Raw genomic sequence first — 20,849 nt, 5'->3', positions numbered from 1 at the left:
CGACTGTCAGCCAGTCTCGGCTTTCCGCGTCGTGATGACCATCGCAAGCAGTTGATCCTTGGTTCGTTGAATGTGCTGGGTCAGCAGGTCGCAAGCGGCCTCGACCTGCCCCTTGCGCGCCAGTGATAGTAGCTGGCGGTGGTCTTTCTTGGCTGGCTCACGCTGTTCCATAACGCTCAGATGCATTCGGACATAGCGATCCGATTGCAGATTGACCCTTTGGAGAATTTCATTGGTCAATCCCCGGTCAGCTGCCGAATAAAGGGCCTTGTGGTATTCATAGTTCAGGCTGCCCCAACGACCAACATCGTAAGCCTCGTAGGACCTCTCCATATCGTCGAGCAGCTGTTCGCATGCGGCGAAATCAGCTTCAATCATTTGAGGTATAGCACGTTTGAACAGATCGACTTCCAACAGGACGCGCAAATCGAAAATCTCTCCGATTTCGGAAAGCGAATGCGAGGTGACCGATGCACCACGGTTGTTCGTCAACTGGACAAGGCCCTCGGCGTCAAGCCGCTTGAGCGCTTCGCGAATAGGCATTCGCGAGACATCGTAATCCTCGGCCAATGCCTCTTGACGAATGGTTTCGCCTTCGGCCATCTCGCCGCTCAAAATACGCTCGCGCAGATCGTTCGTAATGACATCTGGAAGGCTTTGGCGTGCAATCGCGCGGGTTCTGGGCATGTGAGCGGTCTCAGTCGGTGTATTCTTGTATCCAAAATACAAAATCAAAGTTCGATTTCCAAGGGTGTTACACCTATAGAAAACAATAAGGTGATGTCTGGCTGTTACAGGCAGATCTGACTGTGAAACAGCGCAGCCAGAAACAAGACCTGCAAAAGCGCTGGTTCAACCGACGTAGATGTTTGCAGGAAAAATGTGTATGATCCCAAACACAAAATTGTTTCATTCATGAGACTGCCGCCCTGATTTGGCAGTACAACCGCTGGGCTCAGAATTACCTTTCCGGCGTGACCCTCGAAAGGAGAGTCGAAATGTTCAGTACGATCGCAACCTGGTATCTGAAACCAGAGAGCCAGTCTGAGGGAATTGCGGCGCTCCGGCAGTTGGCCATTGATGTCGAAGCAAACGAGCCGGACACATGGGGATACCTCATTCACTCGGGTGCTGCGGGTTCTGCTCCGCCGTGTAGCGATGATACTATCGTCTTCGTGGAAATCTACAGGGACGAACAGGCTTTCATCGGCCATGTACACGGCCCGGTCTTTACGAAATTCATGAAAGACCATGGCGATCTTTTCCAAGCCGGACCTGGAGGTGACAGCCCTTTTGTGCAGGTGCAGAATGTCGATCGCATTCAAGGCTTCCTGCGGCCCGAGGCCGGTTCCGGGAAAGGCTGACGTGCCCAGAGCCCGACCCGGAAAGGTTGAAACCCAACGCGGATCATACTTCAACCCAAGCGTTAGCGGGGTTTTTACTTGCGCAGGCGGCCGCTTCAGATCGGCCAGTTTGGGCGTATAAGGACATAAGCCAGAATTGTTGGCGACGAGTTGTCAATAATATGATAAAGACGACATTGAATTTAGTTTTTTGTTTCAGAAGAAATACGTTCTTGCTTACTCGCGTATAAAGGCGGTCAGATTGGTTGGTCCCAATGTCAATTGCCCGGAATGTGGTTCGGCCAATCCAGCCGGATCAAAATTCTGCCATAGCTGCGGAAGTCCTCAGACCATTGCCTGTCAGTCCTGCGGAGAACCAGCCCTGGCGAACGCACGGTTCTGTACGGCCTGTGGCTCACCCGTGTCCGTCGTAACGCCACAGGCTCCGCAAATCCAAAAACAAGAGCCACAGGACCAAACACCCGAAAACGTAGCTGAACGGCGCCAGTTGACCGTGTTGTTTTGCGATCTGGTCGGGTCCACCGCCTTGTCCGAGAAGTTCGATCCTGAAGATTACCGTGAACTTATTACTCAATACCGGGAATTGGTTGGGCGTACTGTCGCCAAGTATGGTGGCGAGATTGCAAATTACGCCGGTGACGGGGTGGTTGCGATCTTTGGCTATCCGACTGCGCAAGAGGGGAGCCACTACTCTGCGGCGCTGAGCGCGCTAGAAATAGCCGACACAGCGCGAGACATTGAGGTCGGATTTTCGAGCCAAACGGTTTCAACAAACGTCCGTATCGGGCTCCACACGGGGCCGGTTGTTGTTGGCACCGCCACGAGTGCGTCGATGGACGAAAAAGTATGGTTGTTCGGGGATACGCCGAACGTGGCTGCGCGCATTCAGTCCGTCGCGGATGTGGGCGCGGTGGTTGTGTCCGAAGTGACGCGCCGGTTGATTGGAGAGCGACTGGAATTTGCCTCGATCGGTAGTCCGCCACTGGCCGGAGTCAGCACGCCGATGCAACTCTACCGGGTTCGGCGCAGAGTTTCGGGGTTCGAACCCGCCCGCAAAGACTTTTCGCATGATTTGACGCCAACGATTGGGCGCGCTGCCGAAATCGCACTGGTCCGGTCACGATGGGAAGGCGCGCAGGAAGGGGAAGGGCAGGTTCTGCTTCTGACCGGCGACGCAGGTGTCGGAAAGTCGAAGATCGCCTTCGGTCTCAGGGACGAGCTAACCGACGAAGATTCCACTCAGGTCATTATGTTCGGGTCGCCGTTGCATCAAAGCAGCGTCTTTTTCCCGGTCAAAAACGCACTGGCTACGCTGACTGGTTTGTCACCAAACGCGACGCCCGAGGCCAACAGGGCGAAGGTCACCGGTTTTTTGACGGATCTGGGTTTGGACGTCGCGCATTGCGTCGCGCCAATTTTGCGTTTGATGGGCTTTGAGGACGGTACGTCTCTGGTCGAGCCGATGGCCCCCGAACGTGAAAAGGGTGCCTTGATCGAGGCGTTGCTGAAGCTATGCGCCGGATTGGAACAAAGGCGGCCTCTGCTTTTGTTGCTTGACGATGTGCATTGGTTCGATGCTTCGACGCTGGAGTTTGTCAACACATGGGTTGAGCAGTTGTCGAACCGGCGATGCTTGATCCTGATGACGGCGCGCAGTGAGTTCCAGTCGCCCTGGCGGAGCCAGTCGCATGTCACCAGCCTGGAATTGAACCGCCTGGTGCGCCGCGACATCTTTAAGTTGGTTGAAAGCATTTCGGGCGTCCGGCCCTCCGAGGAAGTCCTGAACCAGCTTGCCGAACGCACCGATGGCGTACCGCTATTTGTCGAAGAACTGACCAAGATGGCTATGGAGTCCGGTTTGCTGGCCAGCCGGGATCAAAGTGAGGCCGAATTGTCCATGGCGATCCCTGAATCCCTGCAGGATTCGCTGATGGCCCGGCTGGATCGGTTGTCCGCCAGCCGTGAGATCGTGCAGGTCGCTGCCGCAATCGGACGGAATTTTGAACGGGAGTTACTGTCACAGGTTCTGAACTGGAGCGAAAAGGACATAACCAACGCGCTGGAGCAGTTGCTGGAGACCGAGCTGATTGTTCCGGCTGGGCAGCGAGGTGTCGAAGACGCGTACAGGTTCCGCCACGCACTGGTGCAGGACGCGGCCTATCAGTCCATGTTGCGGTCCACGGCGTCCAGATGGCATGGCCAGATCGCGGACGTTCTTGAAAGGAACTACAAGGAAACGGTTGAACGTGAACCGGAAATTCTTGGCCACCACTATTGGCGCGCCGGCAACTTTTCGGCTGCTGAGCAAAAGCTGATGAACGCTGCACGTCAGGCACTGGACCATTCAGCCAATGTCGAAGCGATCACTCATTTGAAACATGCGCTGGAATGCCTGCACGAGTTACCGCCCTCGCAAGAAAGGGATCGGCGTGAGATCGATTTGCAAATCATGATAGCCGTGCCGCTGGCCTTTGTGCGGGGCTATGCGCACAAATCGGTTCTGTCGGCTTATTCCCGAGCGCAGGCTTTGTGCCGTGAGTATGGTGAAACGGAACGCCTGTTCAAGGTCGTGTACGGCCAATTCCGGTCAACGATGCTGGGTGGCAAATATACCATTTCCAAACAGAATGCGGACAGGCTGGTTACACTGCGTCAGGACCTGGCCAGCCCGTTGGCCCTGGTATCAGCAGAACGGTCGCTTGGGGCACTTCATACCTATTTGGGCCATCCTGTGGACGCGTTGAAACATCTGGATGAGGGCATAAAGGCCAACCTGTCGATTGAACACCGGTTCATGGGGCTGGATTACGATGTCGTTGACCTGTCCGTCGCGCTTCAGGGCTATCGGGCTTTGTCGAGCTGGCTGTCAGGAGACGAAGCCAGCGCGATGGAAGCGATCAAAACCGCGCTCATCCACGCCGAAGAGACAGCGCATCCTTTCAGCCAATCCTTCGCCAATGCATTTTTGGGATGGATTTCCCAGTTCCGCGGCGACGAGGCGTCGGTACAGGACAGTTCGGCCACTTTGATTGCGTTGTCCGAGGAATACTCGTTTCAATTCTGGCGCGGATGGGCGCAGATCATGAACGGATGGGCGCGCCGGAACACGGATGGCGAAAAGTCTCTGGAGGATATCGACTTGGGCCTGCGCGAATGGCGGGGGACGGGGTGTCGGCTGGGTCTGAGTTACTTCCTGTGCCTTTATGCAGATGCCGCGATCCTGCATAGCCGTCTCGAGTTGGCCGAAGAAGTTCTGGGCGAGGCTGACCAGTTCGCCGCTGATAGTGGGGAAAGCTTCTGGATCGTCGGGCTGACGTGCCTGCGGGGCAGGCTGGCGCTTGCTCATGGCGAAGAAGATGTCGCTGTCGGGCATTTCCATAAGGCCGTCATGTTGGCGCTGGATCTTGGGCACTATGGGCCGTTGCTGCACGCCATCAGAGAACTGGCCGAAGCCAATTCATCATCGGATTGTCTTTTCGAGGTGGCTAAGGCCGTAAAAACCGCATCCGGGGCAGCCAGAGAAGACGTTCCCGCTCTGGTCCAGGCGGACGCTATTTTGAAGAAATTTATGACTGCAAAAACGGAGACTTCATCTGACGAAATTTGAGATCTGAACATTGTCAAAGCCAGTGGGGAGGACACAGCCATTATGACAAAGGAAACAGCCAACACTGATCGGTGCCATCAAACGGATGTCACCGGTGTGATGCCCAAACTGCCAAAGCAATTTGATACCTTCCCTTTCTACTATGCCTCACTGCAATGCCAATGGATGTACTGGTACACGTCCGTCGAAGCGGCCAGACCGTTTGTCAAAGGAACCGGTCTGTGCGTGGCCGAATTTCCCGATGAAAAAGGCAAGAGCAAAGCCGTCATTCTGCTGAATTTTCAGCGCTACACGGCGCATTACGACAATTCGTTGGGATTTGTGAACGAGGTGGAGTTCAATCTGCTGGCCTACCCCTCGAACCGGGTGCCGGGTGTGCCGAAAATGCCCTTGGCCGAGTTTCTGTATGGGCGGGATCAGACAAAGACGATTGGCCACTTGCGAGTTCATGTTGCTGCTGACAACGCGGTTGCGGTCAAAGCCGGACGGCAGGCCTTTGGTGAGCCCAAGTTTTTGGGTCATTTCAACTACAAGGTCCCATCTTTGAACGCCAAGATGAAGGGCGACCCGCCGATTTCGCCCAAAAAGTGGTGGATTCAACTGGTTAATCCCGATGATCCGCAGACGATCGTCTACGATCTGAAGTCTGATCTTGGAAAATTGAAAGGCGATCATTGGACCCAGACGAATTGTACGCCGATCCCTGAATTTGCAACCGGGCTGGGCCGGACCGTCTGGACCAGGTGGACCATCTCGGGTCTTTTCGAAACGGCGATGCTGACGACCAAGGAGGGTAAACGTGTTGCCAAAACCTTTGAGCTGAAGCTAGGCGAGAACGACTTTCCGATGACTCGCGACATGCGCAAGTTGTTCACGGATATGACGCCCGTCGCCGTGCAGGTCTTCGAAAGCCCGCCAGCCTGTTTCGAACCTCGTGGGTTCTATGTGGACGCCATTGATGGGGACCGTCATGACAATACATGATGAAACCCACGATTTTCAGGGATTTTTGATCGTAAGCGCTGCTCTGACCGGTTACGACAGTGCCGAGCTTCAAGGGACCGGTTGTGCAAAAGAATACTGGCATCAGTTCCGACAGGTCCTGCCCAAAGAAATTCTGACAGAGTTCCTGTCCTTCGCGCCAGCGCTGGGTAAGAAGCACGAGGATAAGATCATTCGACAGTCCTATCTGTCGGACAGATGCCTGGGCCCGGTTTCCCGTTCGCTGATTCAGCTTTGGTACACAGGTCAGTGGGTGCCGTTTCCGCAGGAATGGCGCGAAAATTACGGGGCCTCACGGTTCGATGTGGTCAAGATCATATCGACCCGCGCGTATAAAGAAGGGTTGGTTTGGGACGCCATCGGCGCCCATCCGCAAGGGGCCAAACAACAGGGTTTCGGCGCCTGGAGTTTGGAGCCTCCCAAACAACGGGGGGCAGGTGAATGATCGCGGTTACCGACGACGACAGAACCTATGATGTCGTGATCGTAGGTGCCGGGTTTGCCGGCGGGATTCTGGCGAAAGAGCTTGTGTCAGACGGCCATTCCGTTCTGATCCTCGAAGCGGGCGAAGATCACGGCAAGACATGGGAAACCTACCGGTCCTATCTGGATCAGTATTACCTGTCTCTGACCAAGACGCCGAATTCTCCTTATCCCAATCTTCCGACTCTGCCATCGCCTTCGGTTTTGGACATCACGGCTGTTCATGGGACCGAACCTGACACGAACGGCTATTTCGTCCAACGTGGCCCGCTGCCGTTCGGCAGCAACTACCTTATGGCTTACGGTGGAACGTCCCTGCATTGGCTGGGCACCAGTCTTCGGATGTTGCCTGCGGATTTCGAGATGCAAAGCCGGTTTGGCCTTGGGGTCGACTGGCCCTTTAAATATGAGGACCTGAAATCCGATTACGAGCGTGCCGAGTGGGAGATCGGAGTTTCCGCGGATGCCGAAGAGCAAACCCCCAAAGCGTTGGGGATCAAGACGTCTGGCCCAAATGACAACAGAGGGTACTTTGCAAGGGATTACGATTACCCGATGCACTCGATCCCTTCGTCTTATGTGGACAATTTCTTTGCTCGCGCGGATGGGATGCCGATCGAAATTGGCGAGGATGCAGGCGACACCGTGCATCTGAAAGTCTCGCACACGCCGCAGGGCCGCAATTCAACGCCGCGCAGGCCCAAAGCTGCCAGAAAAATCCTTGTCGGCGGTGAGCCGCAGGAGCAGTTTCGCCCGCGCGGTTCCACCGGGCCGTTTGCCTTTATGGGTCAGCGTTGTGAAGGCAATTCAAGCTGCATCCCCATCTGCCCGATTCAGGCCAAATACAACGCAATGAAGACGCTGGAAGATGCCAAGTACACCGGCAAGCATCGAATGAAGACAATCACGCAGGCCGTGGCGTCGAAAGTCGAGCTTGGTGCCAATGGGCGTGTTTCTGGCATTGTCTACAAAAAGTACCCCTTTCCCGGAGTTCCACAGTACGAATTGCGCCGTGCCAGAGGTAAACAATATGTATTGGCCGGTGGCGCTGTTGAAAATGTCACGCTGGCGCTGGCGTCTGACATCTGCCGAAGCAGTGGAGAGTTGGGGCGCAACCTGATGGATCATCCCTACATGATGACCTGGGGCTCGGCGCCTGAACCTGTGGGGCCGTTCCGTGGCCCGGGATCGACATCCAGTTATGCGAATTTCAGGGATGGAACCTTTCGCGACAAGACGGCGGCGTTCCGGCTGGAAATCGGCAATTGGGGCTGGAAGTTCGCTGCGGGTGCGCCGAACTCGGATGTTGAGCGTCTGGTTGAGCAGGAAAACCTTTATGGCAAGGCCCTGCGAGACAAGCTCTACCATGACGTCCAACGGCAGGTCCGGATTGGCACCCTGGTTGAACAGCTGCCGCGTGCCACGAACCGTGTCACCATCGACCCTGCCTATCGCACACCGATGGGCGAGTTTCGTCCGGTGATCAGCTACGATCTCGACGATTATTCGCGCGCCGGACTGGCCGCATCTTATGACACATGCGCGCAAATATTCCAGCGATTGGGTATCAGGAACCACACGGCCTACAACCCCTCGGATGCGGGGTACTTCACCTACGAAGGCCGGGGCTACACGTTCTTTGGCGCAGGCCATCTGGTTGGCACACATCGGATCGGGACGGACAAGCATAACTCGGTAACCAACGACAAGATGCGGGCCTGGGATCATGAAAACCTGTGGCTGGTTGGCGCGGGCTCGATGCCAACGATTGCCACGTCGAACCCGACGCTCACATTGTCAGCTATGGCCTACCGAGCCGCAAGAGCCATCAAAACGGCCGTTCGGAAAGGAGGTGCGGCATGACTTCGAAAGAAGAAAAGTTGCGCAAAACACGCAAGAAGCTGTGTGAATTGCTGCAGGACGCCTTGATGCTGGAGCTGACGACCATCCCGCCCTATGCAACGGCCTGCTATTCCATTCTGGAGCAGGGGCAATACGACCGGTCCGAGCCGACAATTGTGAATGCCGAGCCGATCGAAGTGATCCGTCAGGTCATGGTCGAGGAAATGCTGCACATGGTATTGGTGGCAAATGTCCTGAACGCAATCGGAGGCAAGCCCGAGCTGAACAACCCCGATCTGCTGCCCACTTACCCCGGAACACTGCTGAAAGGACGTGGACCAACCGTGCATCTGCGCCGGTTTTGCCCTGAACAGATCAAAAGCTTTCGTCTGATAGAAACGGCGCCGAAGGACACAGGCCCTGCGAAGAAAGGAGATTATCGCACGATCGGTGGGTTTTACACGTTCATCATGCTCAAACTGGAAGAAGCCTGCGATGTATTCGGGGACGACAAGATATTCACAGGTGACGCGAAGCGCCAAATCTCGAACGATGATTATTTTGGTGCCGGGGGTGAGGTGATCGAGGTAATTGGGACATCAACGCAACGTCGTGATGCGGCAATGGCAGCGATAAGAAAAATCATGGAGGAAGGCGAAGGTGCCGACATGGGAGACAGGGCAGGGGACAAAGACATCATTCCCGGCCCCGAAGGTCGCGAGGATGTCGCGCATTACTTCAAATTCAACGAAATCCTGCACAGCCGCTACTATCACCCCGACGACAGTGTGAATGAGCCGCCAACCGGAGGTGACCTGATCGTTGATTGGAGCGCGGTCTCTCCGATGCAAGACGATCCGTGCGAAAGCAACTACGAGAAAGCACCCGAACTTGCCGCATTGTCTGCTGAGTTCAACGAAGCCTGGACCGGTCTGTTGGACGGTTTGCATATTGCCTTCAACAAGGACAAATCTGCCCTGCGGGCTTTGGTCCCGAACATGTACAACATCAAATTTCTGGCGCAGAAACTGATGCGCATTCCTTTGCCAGACGGGTCTGGTGAAACTGCCGGGCCGACCTGGACGTATCTCGTCAAGAAATAGGGAGCTATTGGGGGTTTGTCGCAACAGAGATGGTTTAGCGGAGATTGCCCAGGCGCATTGCAGAGCATACCAAGTTTGGGCAAATAACCATCGCGACAATGCTGCTTCGCGATGGCCGAAACAGGAGCGCTCTGTTACAAAAAGTTGAGCAATAAGCGTTTTTTAGCTGAGACCATGCCAGACACCCCAGTTCCCTCCGTGACCCCGCGCAAGGCGGCACAGCAATTGCGATCCCAGAAAAAGGTTCAGACCATTCTGGATACGACCCTGACAATGCTAACAGAGGGTCCTGCTGACCAGATAACAACAAATGCAATAGCCGCCCGTGCCAAAATCAGTATCGGCAGCCTCTATCAGTTCTTTCCCAACAAAGAGGCTATCTTTTACGAACTGTTCAAACGCTGGTTGTTTCAGACGTTGAACGCGCTGGATGAAGCAGGACAAGCGCTTGAGGATGGGCTGTCCAAGGAAGAGTGTATCGACGCAATTCTTGAAGCTTTGGCTGGTCATCCCGAAATCAATTCGCGTGGACATTGGCAGTTGCGTCGTGCCATGGGCAGCTCTCGTGAATTGGCCGAACTTGAGGCGCAACACCTGCAGCAGATCCTGCAACGCATAATTGGGCTGCATGCAAAAATCAGCAGTCAGCCACCTGCTGAGCTCGGACAGGAACTGGCATTACTGCAAAACCAGGTAACCATCGCGTGTTTGCAGGTTCTGGCCATGACTGATGAATCGGCAAACCGAGCGCGAATTCTGGGTTGGTGCAAAAAAATGTTATTGCTGGCCTTTGATTTTCCCGAGCTTGACAGGAAGTGAGTGTATAATATTGGTGTAAAACCAATTGGTTAAATCAATAATATGAGCCAAAGCTCATTTTTCTTGTAAACCTGAGTAATTCTGTCTAGTTTCGCCGCGTTTTTAACGTTCAAACAAGGCGTTCGGTCAGAAATGTCCAGGTTCAATACAGCCTCCTCAGCGAACGGCGCGGTCACGCCAAGGGCGTCGTATCCGTTGGATAAGCAGATTTGGATGGCGCTTGTGGGCCTCTATGTTGCGCAGGCCATTCCAATCTATCTGGTTGCTGCCGCCCTGCCGCCTATTCTGAGGGCACGCGGCGCGGATCTGTCGTTGATCGGAGGGTTGGGGGTCCTGATGCTCCCCTGGGTCATCAAGCCGCTCTGAGCGTCTCTGATTGATCGGCTGTCGTGTCATCGCGGGGTCGGCCGCAAGGGTGTTATCCTGGGAACGCAGTCAATTGTTCTGTTGACGATCATCGCCCTGTCGCAGCTTGACCCGGTCGCGGACATAGGTCTGTTTTTTCCGCTTTTGCTGATCACTGCGTTTGCTTCCGCGACGCAGGATATTGCAACCGACGGGTATGCGGTCGAGCATCTGCCACCGCAATACCAGTCAGGCGGCAACGCCATTCAAAGCGGCGCGGTTGCCGCCGGCGTTTTGATCGGCGGATCGGGCACCTTGTTTCTGTATGACATCGTCGGATGGCAAACCGCCGTCCTGACTGCAGGGGTTTTGTCGTTCGCGGCTGTAGCCGTTTTTCTGGCCATTCCCGAGGCACTGGGAAAACGAGAGGCCGAAAGGGAACAGCAGAAGCCCGGGTTGCGCAATTTCTTCTCGCGTCCCGGCGCCGTGGCGATTTTTGCGTTCGCTCTGATCTTCCGGCTGCCCGAGGGGCTGATCAAGGCATTGGAACAGTCCTTTCTGGTTGATGCAGGGCTGTCTCTGTCCATGATCGGGTTAATATCAGGCGGATCCGCCGCTGCCGTTGGTCTCATGGGTGCCTATGTCGGTATGGTCGTGATCAAACGCCTTGGGCTGGCCCAATTCTTCACGGCCTTGATTGTCGCGCGTACACTGATCTTCGCGCTGTACGGAACTGCCGCCCTGTACGGTATGCCGTACGAAGCTCTGATCAGCCTGTCCATGCTGAACACCTTTAGTCGGTACATTGAGATTGTGGGCCTGTTCACCGCCTTCATGCGCGTTTCGTCGCTGTCGCAGGCGGGGACCGATTTTACAATTCTCTCAAGCGCCAATCTGCTGGTCTACATGGTCGGATCATTGGTGACCGGTATTGCAGCTCAAGCACTGGGATATGCCTTTGTCTTCTGGCTGGCTTGCGCGTTGTCAATCGTCACAGGGGCCATTGCCCTTGTCCTTCTTGCAAAATCACAGATCGGGCAGGTCGCACCCACCGAAGATCCAAATACCGCTCAGGTGCCCACAACAAGCTGAATAGCTCACACACAAAAAGGAACAATCCGATGGGACAAAAACGCGTGCTGCGCGCCAGCACCGCACTGACAGCTATGCTCTGTGCTGAGACAGCCATGGCGCAAGACAACGTAACAGAAGAAGACCTTCTGACGCTGGAACCGATTACGATTTCGGCCTATCGCAGCAACGCCGATGCCTCGACGATCCCAGGGACCGTGCAGGTGATCACATCGACCGATATCGAGCAGCGCATTCTGCAGGGAGAGTTTCTGGAACAAATCCTGTCGGATTTCGTGCCGGGCCTAAGCGTGTCGAACGGTACGGTTTCGGGGGCCAGCCAGACGCTGCGCGGGCGCAATATCCAGATTCTGATCAACGGTGTTGCGCGCACCAGTGAACTACGCGGATTCGACAGGGAATTGGCGTTATTCGACGTGAATTCCGTGGAACGGGTCGAAATCGTCAAAGGTTCGAACGCACAATACGGCAACGGGGCTACCGGCGGTACGATCAACATCGTGACCAAGCGGGCAGGTGATGTTACGCAATCCACTGTCTTTACCCGTCTGTCCGCGCAAGGTGAAAGTGTTTCAGACACATTGGGCTGGGAAGTTTTCGCATCGCATGATCGGCGCGTTGAAAACTTCGGCCTGCGGCTGGAATTGAGCGCCGAGAGCATCGGCGACCGCTATGACGGTGCAGGACGCCAGCTTCCGTCCGATCCGCTGGTCGGGCAGGGCGGCGGCGACAACAGCGATATCTACTCGCTGGGTCTGGCTGCCGACTACGAAGAAGGGTCACATCGGTTCGATCTGCGGTTTGATGCCAACCGGTTCAAACAAACCCCGGACTTTTTCACCAACTATCTGACTGATCCCGTCAGCGTCGACCCGACGCAGCCTTACACCGGTCAACCGGTCGAAGATGAGACAAAGGCGCTGACATTGCGGTATCTGAACTCGGATCTGGCCATCGGTGAGCTGGAAGTTCAGGGCTACTACACAGACAACAAGCGAACCGCAGCTTTTGTTCCGGCCGGGATCGCGAACCCGTTGTACTATCCGACTTCCCCGACCAACCCGAGGCAGAACCCGGAGGCTCAAACGCGTCTGGACACTACCACCTACGGTGTTCGCACAACGGTGCGCAGCGACCTTAGCCAACTTGCGGCTGGCGCGAAACTGACCTGGGGTGTTGATGTCGGTAAGGACGACGTTAGTCAGGCGCTATTGGATGGAACCGAAGTGATTGCACCGATGGGCCAACGCAGCGTGGCCGCCTTTGCTCAGCTTGACCTTCCAATTGGTGAGAAATTCGATTTTTCGGGCGGCGTTCGCTATGAGCGGTTCGACCTTTCAGTGAAGAACTATATGCGCCCTGACGTTGTTCAGCTGCGTCCAACAGGCCTGCTGCCATTGCCGGCCGTGAACGTCACCGGTGGTGATTTTGATTATGACGCGACAGTCTTCAACTTTGGTGGCGTCTATCACCTGACCCAAAGCACCGAGATTTTTGCTGGCTTCTCGCAGGGCTTCTCATTGCCGGATGTTGGCGCTTTTACGCGGCGCGCGATGGCACCGAGCCCCACTTTGCCCGGCCAAACCGTTTCTTTCGCAGCAATAGGACCCGAGGCGCAAATCGTCGACACCTATGAGATCGGCGCGCGTCACACCAGCGGGGCGTTCAGAATTGAAGCGTCGGCTTTCTTTGCGACCTCGGATGAAGGAACCGTGTTCAATTCGGCTACAAACGCCATCACGCAACAGAAAGAAGAAACCTGGGGCGGTGAGATCATCGTGGATTATCAGGTGAACACTGCTTTCAACCTTGGCCTGTCGGCATCCTTCACCGAAGGACGTTTTGACAGCGACAATGACGGGAAAGTTGACAGCTGGTTGCCTAACAACCGGATTGGTGCTCCGGTCAAGGCGACGCTGTATGGCGATTACGTCTTTGACAACGGTTTGCGGTTGGCAGGCGAGGTCGTCTACACCGGTTCCCGCGACAACAAAGGCTATACCGTTGTCCAGGACACAACCACGGTCAATGCGCGTGTGGCCAAACAGATTGGTTTGGGTGAATTCAGCTTTGCGGTCGACAACCTGTTTGACGCCGATCAGTTGAACCCCACAGCCAGCTCGGTTCGAACGAACCCGCTGACCCGGCAGGACATCCCGGTTGCGGCCGAAGGGCGCAGATTCTGGGCCGGTTATTCGGTTACGTTTTGATCTGAAACCCGAAACCAAAGACGGACCGTTGCTTGGCGCCGCGGTCCGTAATTGTGCGCTCGGTTCCAGCTTGTAATTCCTGAGTAAATTTGTCATGTACCTGATGGCCTAGTCAGATTCTGTGGAATCACGCCCGGCCTTTCCGGCAATCGAACCTTTTTGGCCAGCCCGACACGGCTGGCGTCACGACACAGGCACCGGGGTAAAAAGGCAATGAAAAACCTCATGAGCAATCTGCTGGCAACGGACAAGCTGGCACGGCAATACGGATGCAAGCTGAAACCCGAACTGCGCGCAGCGATTGAGGCTGATCTTCGGTTTCCGGCGCATGCGGCGTCGCCCATTCCGCAAGAGGAACGGACACTCGGTGAATTGCCAGAGAACGTTGTACGGATTGGCGTATCAGCAAAAAACAAACAGAGGTTCACAGCATGAGCGTAACAAACCTTGCCGAACCACAAGACTGTATGCAGGCCATTGGCAGCTATCCGTTTGATACGTTCGAAACCGGATTGCTGGTCGTCGCGCGGCATCATCTGGACGCGTTGCGGTGCCCTGAAACGCAAGCCTGGCATCTGGCATATTCCATCGCCGCCGAGCGATGGGGCGACAGTATCGGTTTGCCCGCCGCGCATTTGTTGGCGCGATTTGTCAAATATGTCATGCAATGCCGAAATGACGGTTTCGACTATAACGACCCGTTTTGCGAGCACAGCCGGGGTCTGGTGACTGTAGATGAGGCTACCCTTTTAAACGCGCTGCACTTCATGCGCCGCGACGACACTTCAGCCGCCCGCGACGCGGTCGAAAGCTTGACCAAAGGCCGTCTTGACCCGGATGTCATTCGGTCAGGTTTAACCTTTGCAAACCGGTTTCCTGCCGGAGCGTCATCGCAGATCGCAACTCAGTCAGGCGCCAAACTGCGCGTCGTTCGCTGACCGACGGCCGGATGGGGGCCGTTCAGCCCCATTCCGGTTTCAATGAGCGTGTCCTGTCGTCAGCGTGGCGCCAGCCTGATCAAAACGGAAAATCCAAACTTGTTGCCCGGCAGCTTTTTCGGCGCCTTCGGGAATCGACCAGCGCGGGCTACCGCTTTCATGGCAGCTTCGTCCAGCGCAGCGATGCCGGAAGACTTTCGGATGCGGTACCTCAATAGCTTTCCGTCGCGTGACACGTGCAGTTCCACTGTAACACCTCCGCTATCTTTGACGCCGCGCGGAAAGCGTTTGCTTCGGTCAATGCGCGCCCGGATTTTTGCGCCCCAAACGGCCTGCAACTTGGCGTTTTGTCCCGGATTGCCTGTTGTTGCCTCGGCATGTCCGAGGCCGGCCTGCGTCGCACCGCCCGAGCCTGCCGCAACCTCTTTCTTGCGACCCGCCGTCGTCTGTTTGGCCTTCTGGGCCTTTTCTGGTTGTGGCTCTGGTGGTCGGGGCTTTGGCCGCGCATTCGATGACACACTGATTTCAGGTTCCGGTTCAGGCGGAGGCGGAGGCGGAGGCGGCTGAACCGCGTCTATTTTGAACTCGTCTAGAGCTTCTGGTTGGGACATGGCCAAACGCATTTCCGGCCGCGATGCTGGATTCAAATCAATCTGCGGAACTGTCATCGCCATAGAAATTGGGACCTCTGGCGTGGCCAGTGCCGGTTGAACTTCTGGCACCGTGACCGGAGGCCGTTCCCAGGTTTCGACCATCTCAGCTACAGTGGCGGCCGCTGCCTGTATGGACACAATCGCGTCACCGCCGCTGCCGCCGGATTGCAGCCCCGACTCCGGCTTTTGAGCAAAGACCAGAACATGTACCCCCAGTGAGAGGGTGACAAAGACGAATATCTCCAACGCCCGTTTCATTGCGTTGCCACAATCAACTCGACCCGGCTGAAGCCAGCGGCGGTCAGGTCCTTCAGTAACTTGGCCAAAACGCTCGCTTCCAATTCGGCATCTGCGCGAAGTTGAATTACGGAATCCGTCTCGCTGACGGCAGCAATGGCCCTCAGAGCGGCCTCTCCTTCGACCCCGTCGAATGCGGTTCTGCCGGTTTTGTCCACGTACAGGGTGCGTTCCACTTCCGGTTCAGCTTCTGAGCTTGCCTGGGGCGGCGTGACATCGAACGGTTCGGGTGTGGCCAGGTTCGAGGTCATCAGGAAAAAGATAAGCAGCAGGAACACAACGTTGATCATCGGAACAATGGATTCAGATCGCTGCCTGGCTGGAGGAGGTGAGAAATCCATCATGTCACTCGACCAACACCACTGAAACAAATCCGGCTTGCCGCAGGCTCTCGGTTATCGTGACGATGCGTTGCAGAGTCGCCCCATCCTTGCCGCGAAGCACCAGCATGTCCGATGGGGACTGCACCAACGGTACCAACGCCTGCGGCAGGTCGGCGGTCGCGACACGATTCAGGAACACCCGGTCCGGATAGATGTCGATGAGGCGCGGCGGACCGTTGTATTCGCCTCCTGAGCCAGCCAAGGGCAGCGGCAGTATGGCATCCGCCCCAAAGCGGGATGCAAGCATGAAAAACACGAGTAACAAAAACACTACGTCGATCATGGGTGTCAGGCTTGGTTTTCGCCGGGGTCTTGGTGGCGGGGCGAATTGCATCGACCTACTCCGCTACCAGCCTGATTTCTTCCGGTTGCGGCGCTACAAACAACCTCGTAGCGCCGTCCTCGACATCCTGGCGAATGCGGTCAATCACCGCCTCGAACCAGGTGAGGGCGGCCGACGCAGGAATGGCAACTGCCATACCCGCAGCGGTGGTTAACAGCGCTTCCCAGATCCCGCCAGCCAACAGGGCCGGATCGGCGCGATTGCCTGCCTGCTGCAAAGCTTGAAACGCTGCGATCATACCTAGTACTGTTCCCAGCAGGCCCAACAAGGGAGCGATGGTTGCGATCAGTTCAAGAGCACGCAGCCCGGTGCTGGCTTGCGCAATTTCGCGCTTGGCGACCCGCGCTGTTTCCTCGCGGGAACGTTCCTCTGGCATGTGCCGGATCGAGCGGATCGCATGGGCCACCACTTTGGAACGGATACCTTTGCGGCCGTTGACGGTTGATAATGCCGCCTCTGCGTCGCCAGCTTCGAATTTGGCGATAGCTTGCCCCGCCTTTCCCCGCGACCATGCGCCGATCAGTGCAAGTCGCCAGATCTTCCACAAGATCAAGGCCAAGGTAATTACTGAAAGAGCAGCAATGGCCCAAATCGAAGGTCCACCATTCTTCAGGAACTCGGTTGCCTTGCCGGATGCATTCTGAGCCGTCAGCCACAGATCGGCCTCCTGCGGTTTGGCCAGCTCTGCGCTGTGGGCAAGTGCTGTTGGTTCTGCACCCTCGAATTCAAGTGTTGAGGCCGGAGCCAAGGGATCGGCTGTCGGTGCATCCGTGGTGAAGTCCGGCGCAACACCCTCAGCTGGAGTTTGCGGATCCGCCTCAAGGGCCGGCGCAGGTTGCGGAGACTCGGGAAATTCCGGTGCTGTTGGAGGCGTCGCATTCTGGGCAAAACCGGCCACAGGAATGGTCAGAAAAACTGCCAGAATTATAGAGTTCGTTTCCATAGGCGGCTCCATAAGGCCGAAGTGTATTTCAGGGCGGCAAAGTCACTTAGGACCGGCAGAGTTACCCCGGATGACAGCGCAAGTGAGTGCGGAACAAAAAATCCCGCACGGCATTAATTGGGTTTTTGTGAAGTGGCTGAATCGCGATGCGAAAAGGCGCAATCTGGCTCAGGGCTTGGAAACCCGTTTCTACACTGCCGTAAAATTCCTGTGCGATTTTGTCAACATTGGTAAGCCCTACAAGTTCATGCAAACTCTGTCTGTTCGGGAGGGTCAGTCTGCGACGCCGGATTTGCTCCAATAAGCCGCGATATAAGCACGGGCAGGGTCGCCACTTTTGGCCTTGTATGCCGCGCGCACCCGCTGAGCATCCGCTTTATCGCAAGCGAACCACAGAAAATGATCTTGGAATTCTTCAAGTGCCCTAAGGGCAAGTTCCGCCAGACTGTGCCCGTCGTTGCGATCCAGCCACATGACAGACACACCCGGTGGCGCGGTCAGCGGGTAGGCGCAGTTGGCCCCGTTTTCCGTAAGCGCCGTTACGTGTCCCAATGTGTCTGCAGGCAGAGCCTCGAGTATGCGAGCCAAAGCAGGCAACGCAGTCTCATCGGCGTACATCAAGATGCGATTGGTGTCGGGAATCCCGCCACCACCCGGTCCTACGATTGCGACTTGCGAACCAAGTTCAACGCTCTGGACCCACTCCGTCACGCGCCCACCTTCGTGGACGAATACATCGAAATCCATCAACCCCATTGCATGGTCAATCCAACGAGTCGTGTAGGCGGGCCGATGCAGAGCATTGTCGCCATTTGGCCATACCGTCGAGCCGTTCTCAGACACATGAGGCCATTCGGCATCCTCTGTGCCTTTGGGAGGCAAAACGATGCGGAAATGGATGGCGTCATCCTGAAAACTGGACAACCCGCACGCTTTCACCCTGACCCGAACAAACGATGTGCCAACGGGGGTCACCTTCTGAACCGTGGCGAATTGGAAATTGGGCGGCAAGCTGCCGGTCTCTCCTGCATCGGACCAGCGCATTTTTCCGACGGCGTCTGGCAGGAAATGAACCAGATGCTCGATCAATTGCTCCTTGAGCATGAACAGCCAATCCTGTTTGGCAGCAGTCACCTTGACGGTAACGCCAGATTGGGCGGCCTCGAAACTGTAACAACCAAACGGAGTTTCCAGTGAAACCCGCGTGTCCTCGTTTTCGAGAACTGGCAAAGCGTGTTCTTTCGCTTCATGTAGCATTAGCTGCCTTATAACGTTGTAGTCCAGCTCCGGAATGTGCGTTTCCGCGATCAGTGAAAAATCGGGCCGGATGGTCATGTGAAACTCCTCTCAGGCCGGAAAGACACAGGGTGGGCCGTGAACCGGACCGGCGGTAATGTTGCAGGGCAGAGCACAGACGCTGTCAATGATCGCCTCTTCTATCGTTGCCGCGCGCCAATCGGTGATCGGTTTGGAAATGATCATGTTGTTCGCATGAGGTGCTGTTGCATAGACCGTAGGTTTTTTTCGCGCGTCGCGCGACTGCTGCCTCTACCGAACGATCCTTAACGTTGTCGCTTGAAATGGTCGCGTCGCCCTCGAATGTAACCGGCTTCGGCGGGACCTCTTGCGATGCGCTTTGCGTATCCACAGGCTGGGCAACCTCGCCTGCTTTTCGCAAAAGTGATGTTGTTGCCAGATCCTTATGCCGCATCGGCTTTTTCCGTCTCCAAGTGCCAGCGGGTCCTGCCAGCGCGCAATGCCCCAAAAGAACACACCGAATAACCTGGGTGTTTTCACCTGTGGGTGGGCTCGCTGCCCTTCATTTTCTGGCTGGACGGATCGTCGCTGAACGGGCGACAAGGTCTTGCTTCTTCACGTGTATTTCACGCTCTGTCTGTTGCGTATGTTTTCAAAGTTTTTTTGTCAAGATTCAGCGAGGTAACTCGATTGCCTGGATCGCAGCGGGAAACAGTTGTTCCGGAACCTAAGTCATTGTGCTGACCGACGTGTATAGTGATCGAAACCTGCTTAAGCGGTCCAACAGCATTGGGGTGGCTTCGGGCACAAATCTGTCGACCTGAGCTGGCTGCACGGCGAGATCACGGATGCTCAGTGCGCCTTGGCCGCAAGCCGCCAACCTCGCCGCGCCGAATGCTGGACCGGAATCCGACCCGGCGGCTCGGGTGATCGGTTTATCGGTCGCGGCCGCGATCAGTTTCAGCAAAAGATTGGACCTGCTGCCTCCGCCTATTGCGGTTAAATCGGGCAGGTTTTTGATGGTATCGCCAAAGCTCTCGGCTGCATCAGCAAAGCAGAAAGAGATCGACTCGACAACAGCGCGGCAGACCTCCGCACGTGTCGTTGCGTCTTCCATCCCAAAAAAACCGGCCCGAACATGGGGGTTCCCGTGCGGGCTTCGCTCGCCGGTCAGGTATGGCAGGAAAATCGGGGTTCGGTCGCCTTTGGCCGTTTCTGCCAGCGCGACAACTTCGGCAGGTGACAAGCCGAGCAACCCTCCGATCCAGGAAATTGGGCGGGCACCGTTCAGCATCGCAGCCATTTGGTACCAGCGGTCCGGTAACGTGTGCGCAAAGGCGTGCACGTAGCGTTCAGGATTGGGTTTGTAGTCGTGGTCTGAGACAAACAGTTGCCCCGATGTGCCCAGTGAAATGAAGCCTCGGCCGGGTTCTGTCGCGCCGAGGGAAATCGCACCCGTTGCTGCGTCGCCGCCCCCTGCTACGACGTGCGTCCCAGCTTGCAGCCCGGTTTCCGACGCGGCTTGTGACATCACGGTTCCGACAATCTGGTGTCCGTCGAATATAGGAGGAAGCCAATTGGGTCGTACGTGGGTGGCTTTAGCCACCTGAAGGCTCCAATCGCGTGCGGCTTGATCCAACCACAAGGTGCCAGCAGCATCTGAAGTGTCTGTGGCCACTTCTCCGTGAAGGCGGAGGCCGATGTAGTCCTTCGGCAATAGAACATGAGCGATACGGGCATGGTTTTCAGGCTCATGTCGCCTGAGCCATGCGATCTTTGGTGCCGTGAACCCGGGAAGGGGAAGAACGCCTGCGATGAGGCCAATCTTTGGAAGAGTTTCACGCAAATCCTCACACTCATGTGTCGCACGGCTGTCATTCCAGAGGATCGCCGGTCTGATCGGGCGCAGTTTTGCATCAAGCAGGACAGCGCCATGCATTTGACCTGACAACCCGATGGCCTTCACATCTTTCAGCGAGATCGCTGAGTTCAACTTCTGGAGAGCCTCGCATGTGGCCCGCCACCAAATTTCTGGGTTCTGTTCTGACCAGCCTGGTTGAGGTGAGGACGTTTCCAGATTGACGGAAGCTGACGCAAGGATCTGGTCCACATCTGTACAGACGACCTTGACAGCTGACGTTCCGATATCGATCCCAAGATACATTGAA

General features: G+C 56.1%; 20 protein-coding genes and 1 pseudogene. 13 read left to right on the top strand and 8 right to left on the bottom strand.

Going from position 1 to position 20,849, the window contains the following annotated elements; genetic code table 11:
- Positions 1–6: 6 nt before the first annotated feature.
- On the bottom strand, positions 7–687 hold the full coding sequence (locus MHN28_RS18025; protein ID WP_239343963.1) for a GntR family transcriptional regulator: 681 nt from the start codon (positions 685–687) through the stop codon (positions 7–9).
- Positions 688–998: 311 nt separating this feature from the next.
- Between MHN28_RS18025 and MHN28_RS18020 the strand changes: the two genes are divergently transcribed.
- The 13 genes and pseudogenes from MHN28_RS18020 (at position 999) to MHN28_RS17965 (ending at position 14,805) form a co-directional block, all read left to right on the top strand.
- Positions 999–1,364, top strand: a complete 366-nt coding sequence (locus MHN28_RS18020) for a putative quinol monooxygenase (RefSeq protein ID WP_239343962.1) — start codon at positions 999–1,001, stop codon at positions 1,362–1,364.
- A 190-nt stretch (positions 1,365–1,554) separates the two neighbouring features.
- Positions 1,555–1,746 (top strand): annotated as a pseudogene (locus MHN28_RS25095) (zinc ribbon domain-containing protein); the annotation flags it as partial.
- Positions 1,747–1,764: 18 nt separating this feature from the next.
- Positions 1,765–4,971, top strand: coding sequence for an adenylate/guanylate cyclase domain-containing protein (locus MHN28_RS18015; RefSeq protein WP_239343961.1), 3,207 nt, complete (start codon positions 1,765–1,767; stop codon positions 4,969–4,971).
- Between the two features lie 42 nt (positions 4,972–5,013).
- Positions 5,014–5,955, top strand: coding sequence for a hypothetical protein (locus tag MHN28_RS18010; RefSeq protein WP_239343960.1), 942 nt, complete (start codon positions 5,014–5,016; stop codon positions 5,953–5,955).
- The gene (locus tag MHN28_RS18005) at positions 5,942–6,418 is read left to right on the top strand and encodes a hypothetical protein (RefSeq protein WP_239343959.1); all 477 of its coding nucleotides are present in this window, start codon (positions 5,942–5,944) and stop codon (positions 6,416–6,418) included. The genes MHN28_RS18010 and MHN28_RS18005 overlap by 14 nt, the downstream gene beginning before the upstream one ends.
- Positions 6,415–8,319, top strand: a complete 1,905-nt coding sequence (locus MHN28_RS18000) for a GMC family oxidoreductase (protein ID WP_239343958.1) — start codon at positions 6,415–6,417, stop codon at positions 8,317–8,319. The genes MHN28_RS18005 and MHN28_RS18000 overlap by 4 nt, the downstream gene beginning before the upstream one ends.
- Positions 8,316–9,401 (top strand): ferritin-like protein, encoded by a 1,086-nt coding sequence (locus tag MHN28_RS17995; protein WP_239343957.1) that lies wholly within the window; start codon positions 8,316–8,318, stop codon positions 9,399–9,401. The genes MHN28_RS18000 and MHN28_RS17995 overlap by 4 nt, the downstream gene beginning before the upstream one ends.
- A gap of 174 nt (positions 9,402–9,575) precedes the next feature.
- Complete coding sequence (locus MHN28_RS17990) at positions 9,576–10,220, top strand: TetR/AcrR family transcriptional regulator (RefSeq protein ID WP_239343956.1); 645 nt, start codon at positions 9,576–9,578, stop codon at positions 10,218–10,220.
- 213 nt (positions 10,221–10,433) lie between these two features.
- Positions 10,434–10,586 (top strand): hypothetical protein, encoded by a 153-nt coding sequence (locus MHN28_RS17985; RefSeq protein WP_239343955.1) that lies wholly within the window; start codon positions 10,434–10,436, stop codon positions 10,584–10,586.
- Between the two features lie 6 nt (positions 10,587–10,592).
- Positions 10,593–11,657 carry an MFS transporter gene (locus MHN28_RS17980; RefSeq protein ID WP_370645749.1) on the top strand — a complete coding sequence of 355 codons (1,065 nt, stop codon included), beginning with the start codon at positions 10,593–10,595 and terminating at the stop codon, positions 11,655–11,657.
- A 29-nt stretch (positions 11,658–11,686) separates the two neighbouring features.
- Complete coding sequence (locus MHN28_RS17975) at positions 11,687–13,867, top strand: TonB-dependent receptor (protein WP_239343953.1); 2,181 nt, start codon at positions 11,687–11,689, stop codon at positions 13,865–13,867.
- Between the two features lie 225 nt (positions 13,868–14,092).
- The gene (locus MHN28_RS17970) at positions 14,093–14,302 is read left to right on the top strand and encodes a hypothetical protein (protein ID WP_239343952.1); all 210 of its coding nucleotides are present in this window, start codon (positions 14,093–14,095) and stop codon (positions 14,300–14,302) included.
- Entirely contained in the window at positions 14,299–14,805 is a 507-nt protein-coding gene (locus MHN28_RS17965) for a hypothetical protein (RefSeq protein WP_239343951.1), read from the top strand. Before MHN28_RS17970 ends, MHN28_RS17965 begins: the two co-directional genes overlap by 4 nt.
- Positions 14,806–14,864: 59 nt before the next feature.
- Here MHN28_RS17965 and MHN28_RS17960 read toward each other — a convergent pair whose 3' ends face one another.
- The 7 genes from MHN28_RS17960 to xylB form a co-directional block, all read right to left on the bottom strand.
- Positions 14,865–15,716, bottom strand: coding sequence for an energy transducer TonB (locus MHN28_RS17960; RefSeq protein ID WP_239343950.1), 852 nt, complete (start codon positions 15,714–15,716; stop codon positions 14,865–14,867).
- Positions 15,713–16,099 (bottom strand): ExbD/TolR family protein, encoded by a 387-nt coding sequence (locus MHN28_RS17955; protein ID WP_370645745.1) that lies wholly within the window; start codon positions 16,097–16,099, stop codon positions 15,713–15,715. The genes MHN28_RS17960 and MHN28_RS17955 overlap by 4 nt, the downstream gene beginning before the upstream one ends.
- Position 16,100: 1 nt before the next feature.
- Positions 16,101–16,472 (bottom strand): biopolymer transporter ExbD, encoded by a 372-nt coding sequence (locus MHN28_RS17950; protein WP_239343949.1) that lies wholly within the window; start codon positions 16,470–16,472, stop codon positions 16,101–16,103.
- 4 nt (positions 16,473–16,476) lie between these two features.
- Positions 16,477–17,424: a MotA/TolQ/ExbB proton channel family protein gene (locus MHN28_RS17945; protein ID WP_239343948.1), complete on the bottom strand. Its 948-nt coding sequence runs from the start codon at positions 17,422–17,424 to the stop codon at positions 16,477–16,479.
- Between the two features lie 273 nt (positions 17,425–17,697).
- Positions 17,698–18,759: a siderophore-interacting protein gene (locus tag MHN28_RS17940; protein WP_239343947.1), complete on the bottom strand. Its 1,062-nt coding sequence runs from the start codon at positions 18,757–18,759 to the stop codon at positions 17,698–17,700.
- Positions 18,760–18,771: 12 nt separating this feature from the next.
- Positions 18,772–18,906 (bottom strand): hypothetical protein, encoded by a 135-nt coding sequence (locus MHN28_RS24880; RefSeq protein WP_255733347.1) that lies wholly within the window; start codon positions 18,904–18,906, stop codon positions 18,772–18,774.
- A 502-nt stretch (positions 18,907–19,408) separates the two neighbouring features.
- Positions 19,409–20,845 (bottom strand): xylulokinase, encoded by a 1,437-nt coding sequence (gene xylB / locus MHN28_RS17935; RefSeq protein WP_239343946.1) that lies wholly within the window; start codon positions 20,843–20,845, stop codon positions 19,409–19,411.
- Positions 20,846–20,849 lie beyond the last annotated feature (4 nt).

It is taken from the genome of Ruegeria sp. Ofav3-42 (assembly GCF_022347725.1).
In the GTDB taxonomy this organism is placed as follows: Bacteria; Pseudomonadota; Alphaproteobacteria; order Rhodobacterales; family Rhodobacteraceae; genus Ruegeria.
Note: the sequence above shows the minus strand (reverse complement) of the source record. Positions and strands in the feature narration are given on the sequence as shown.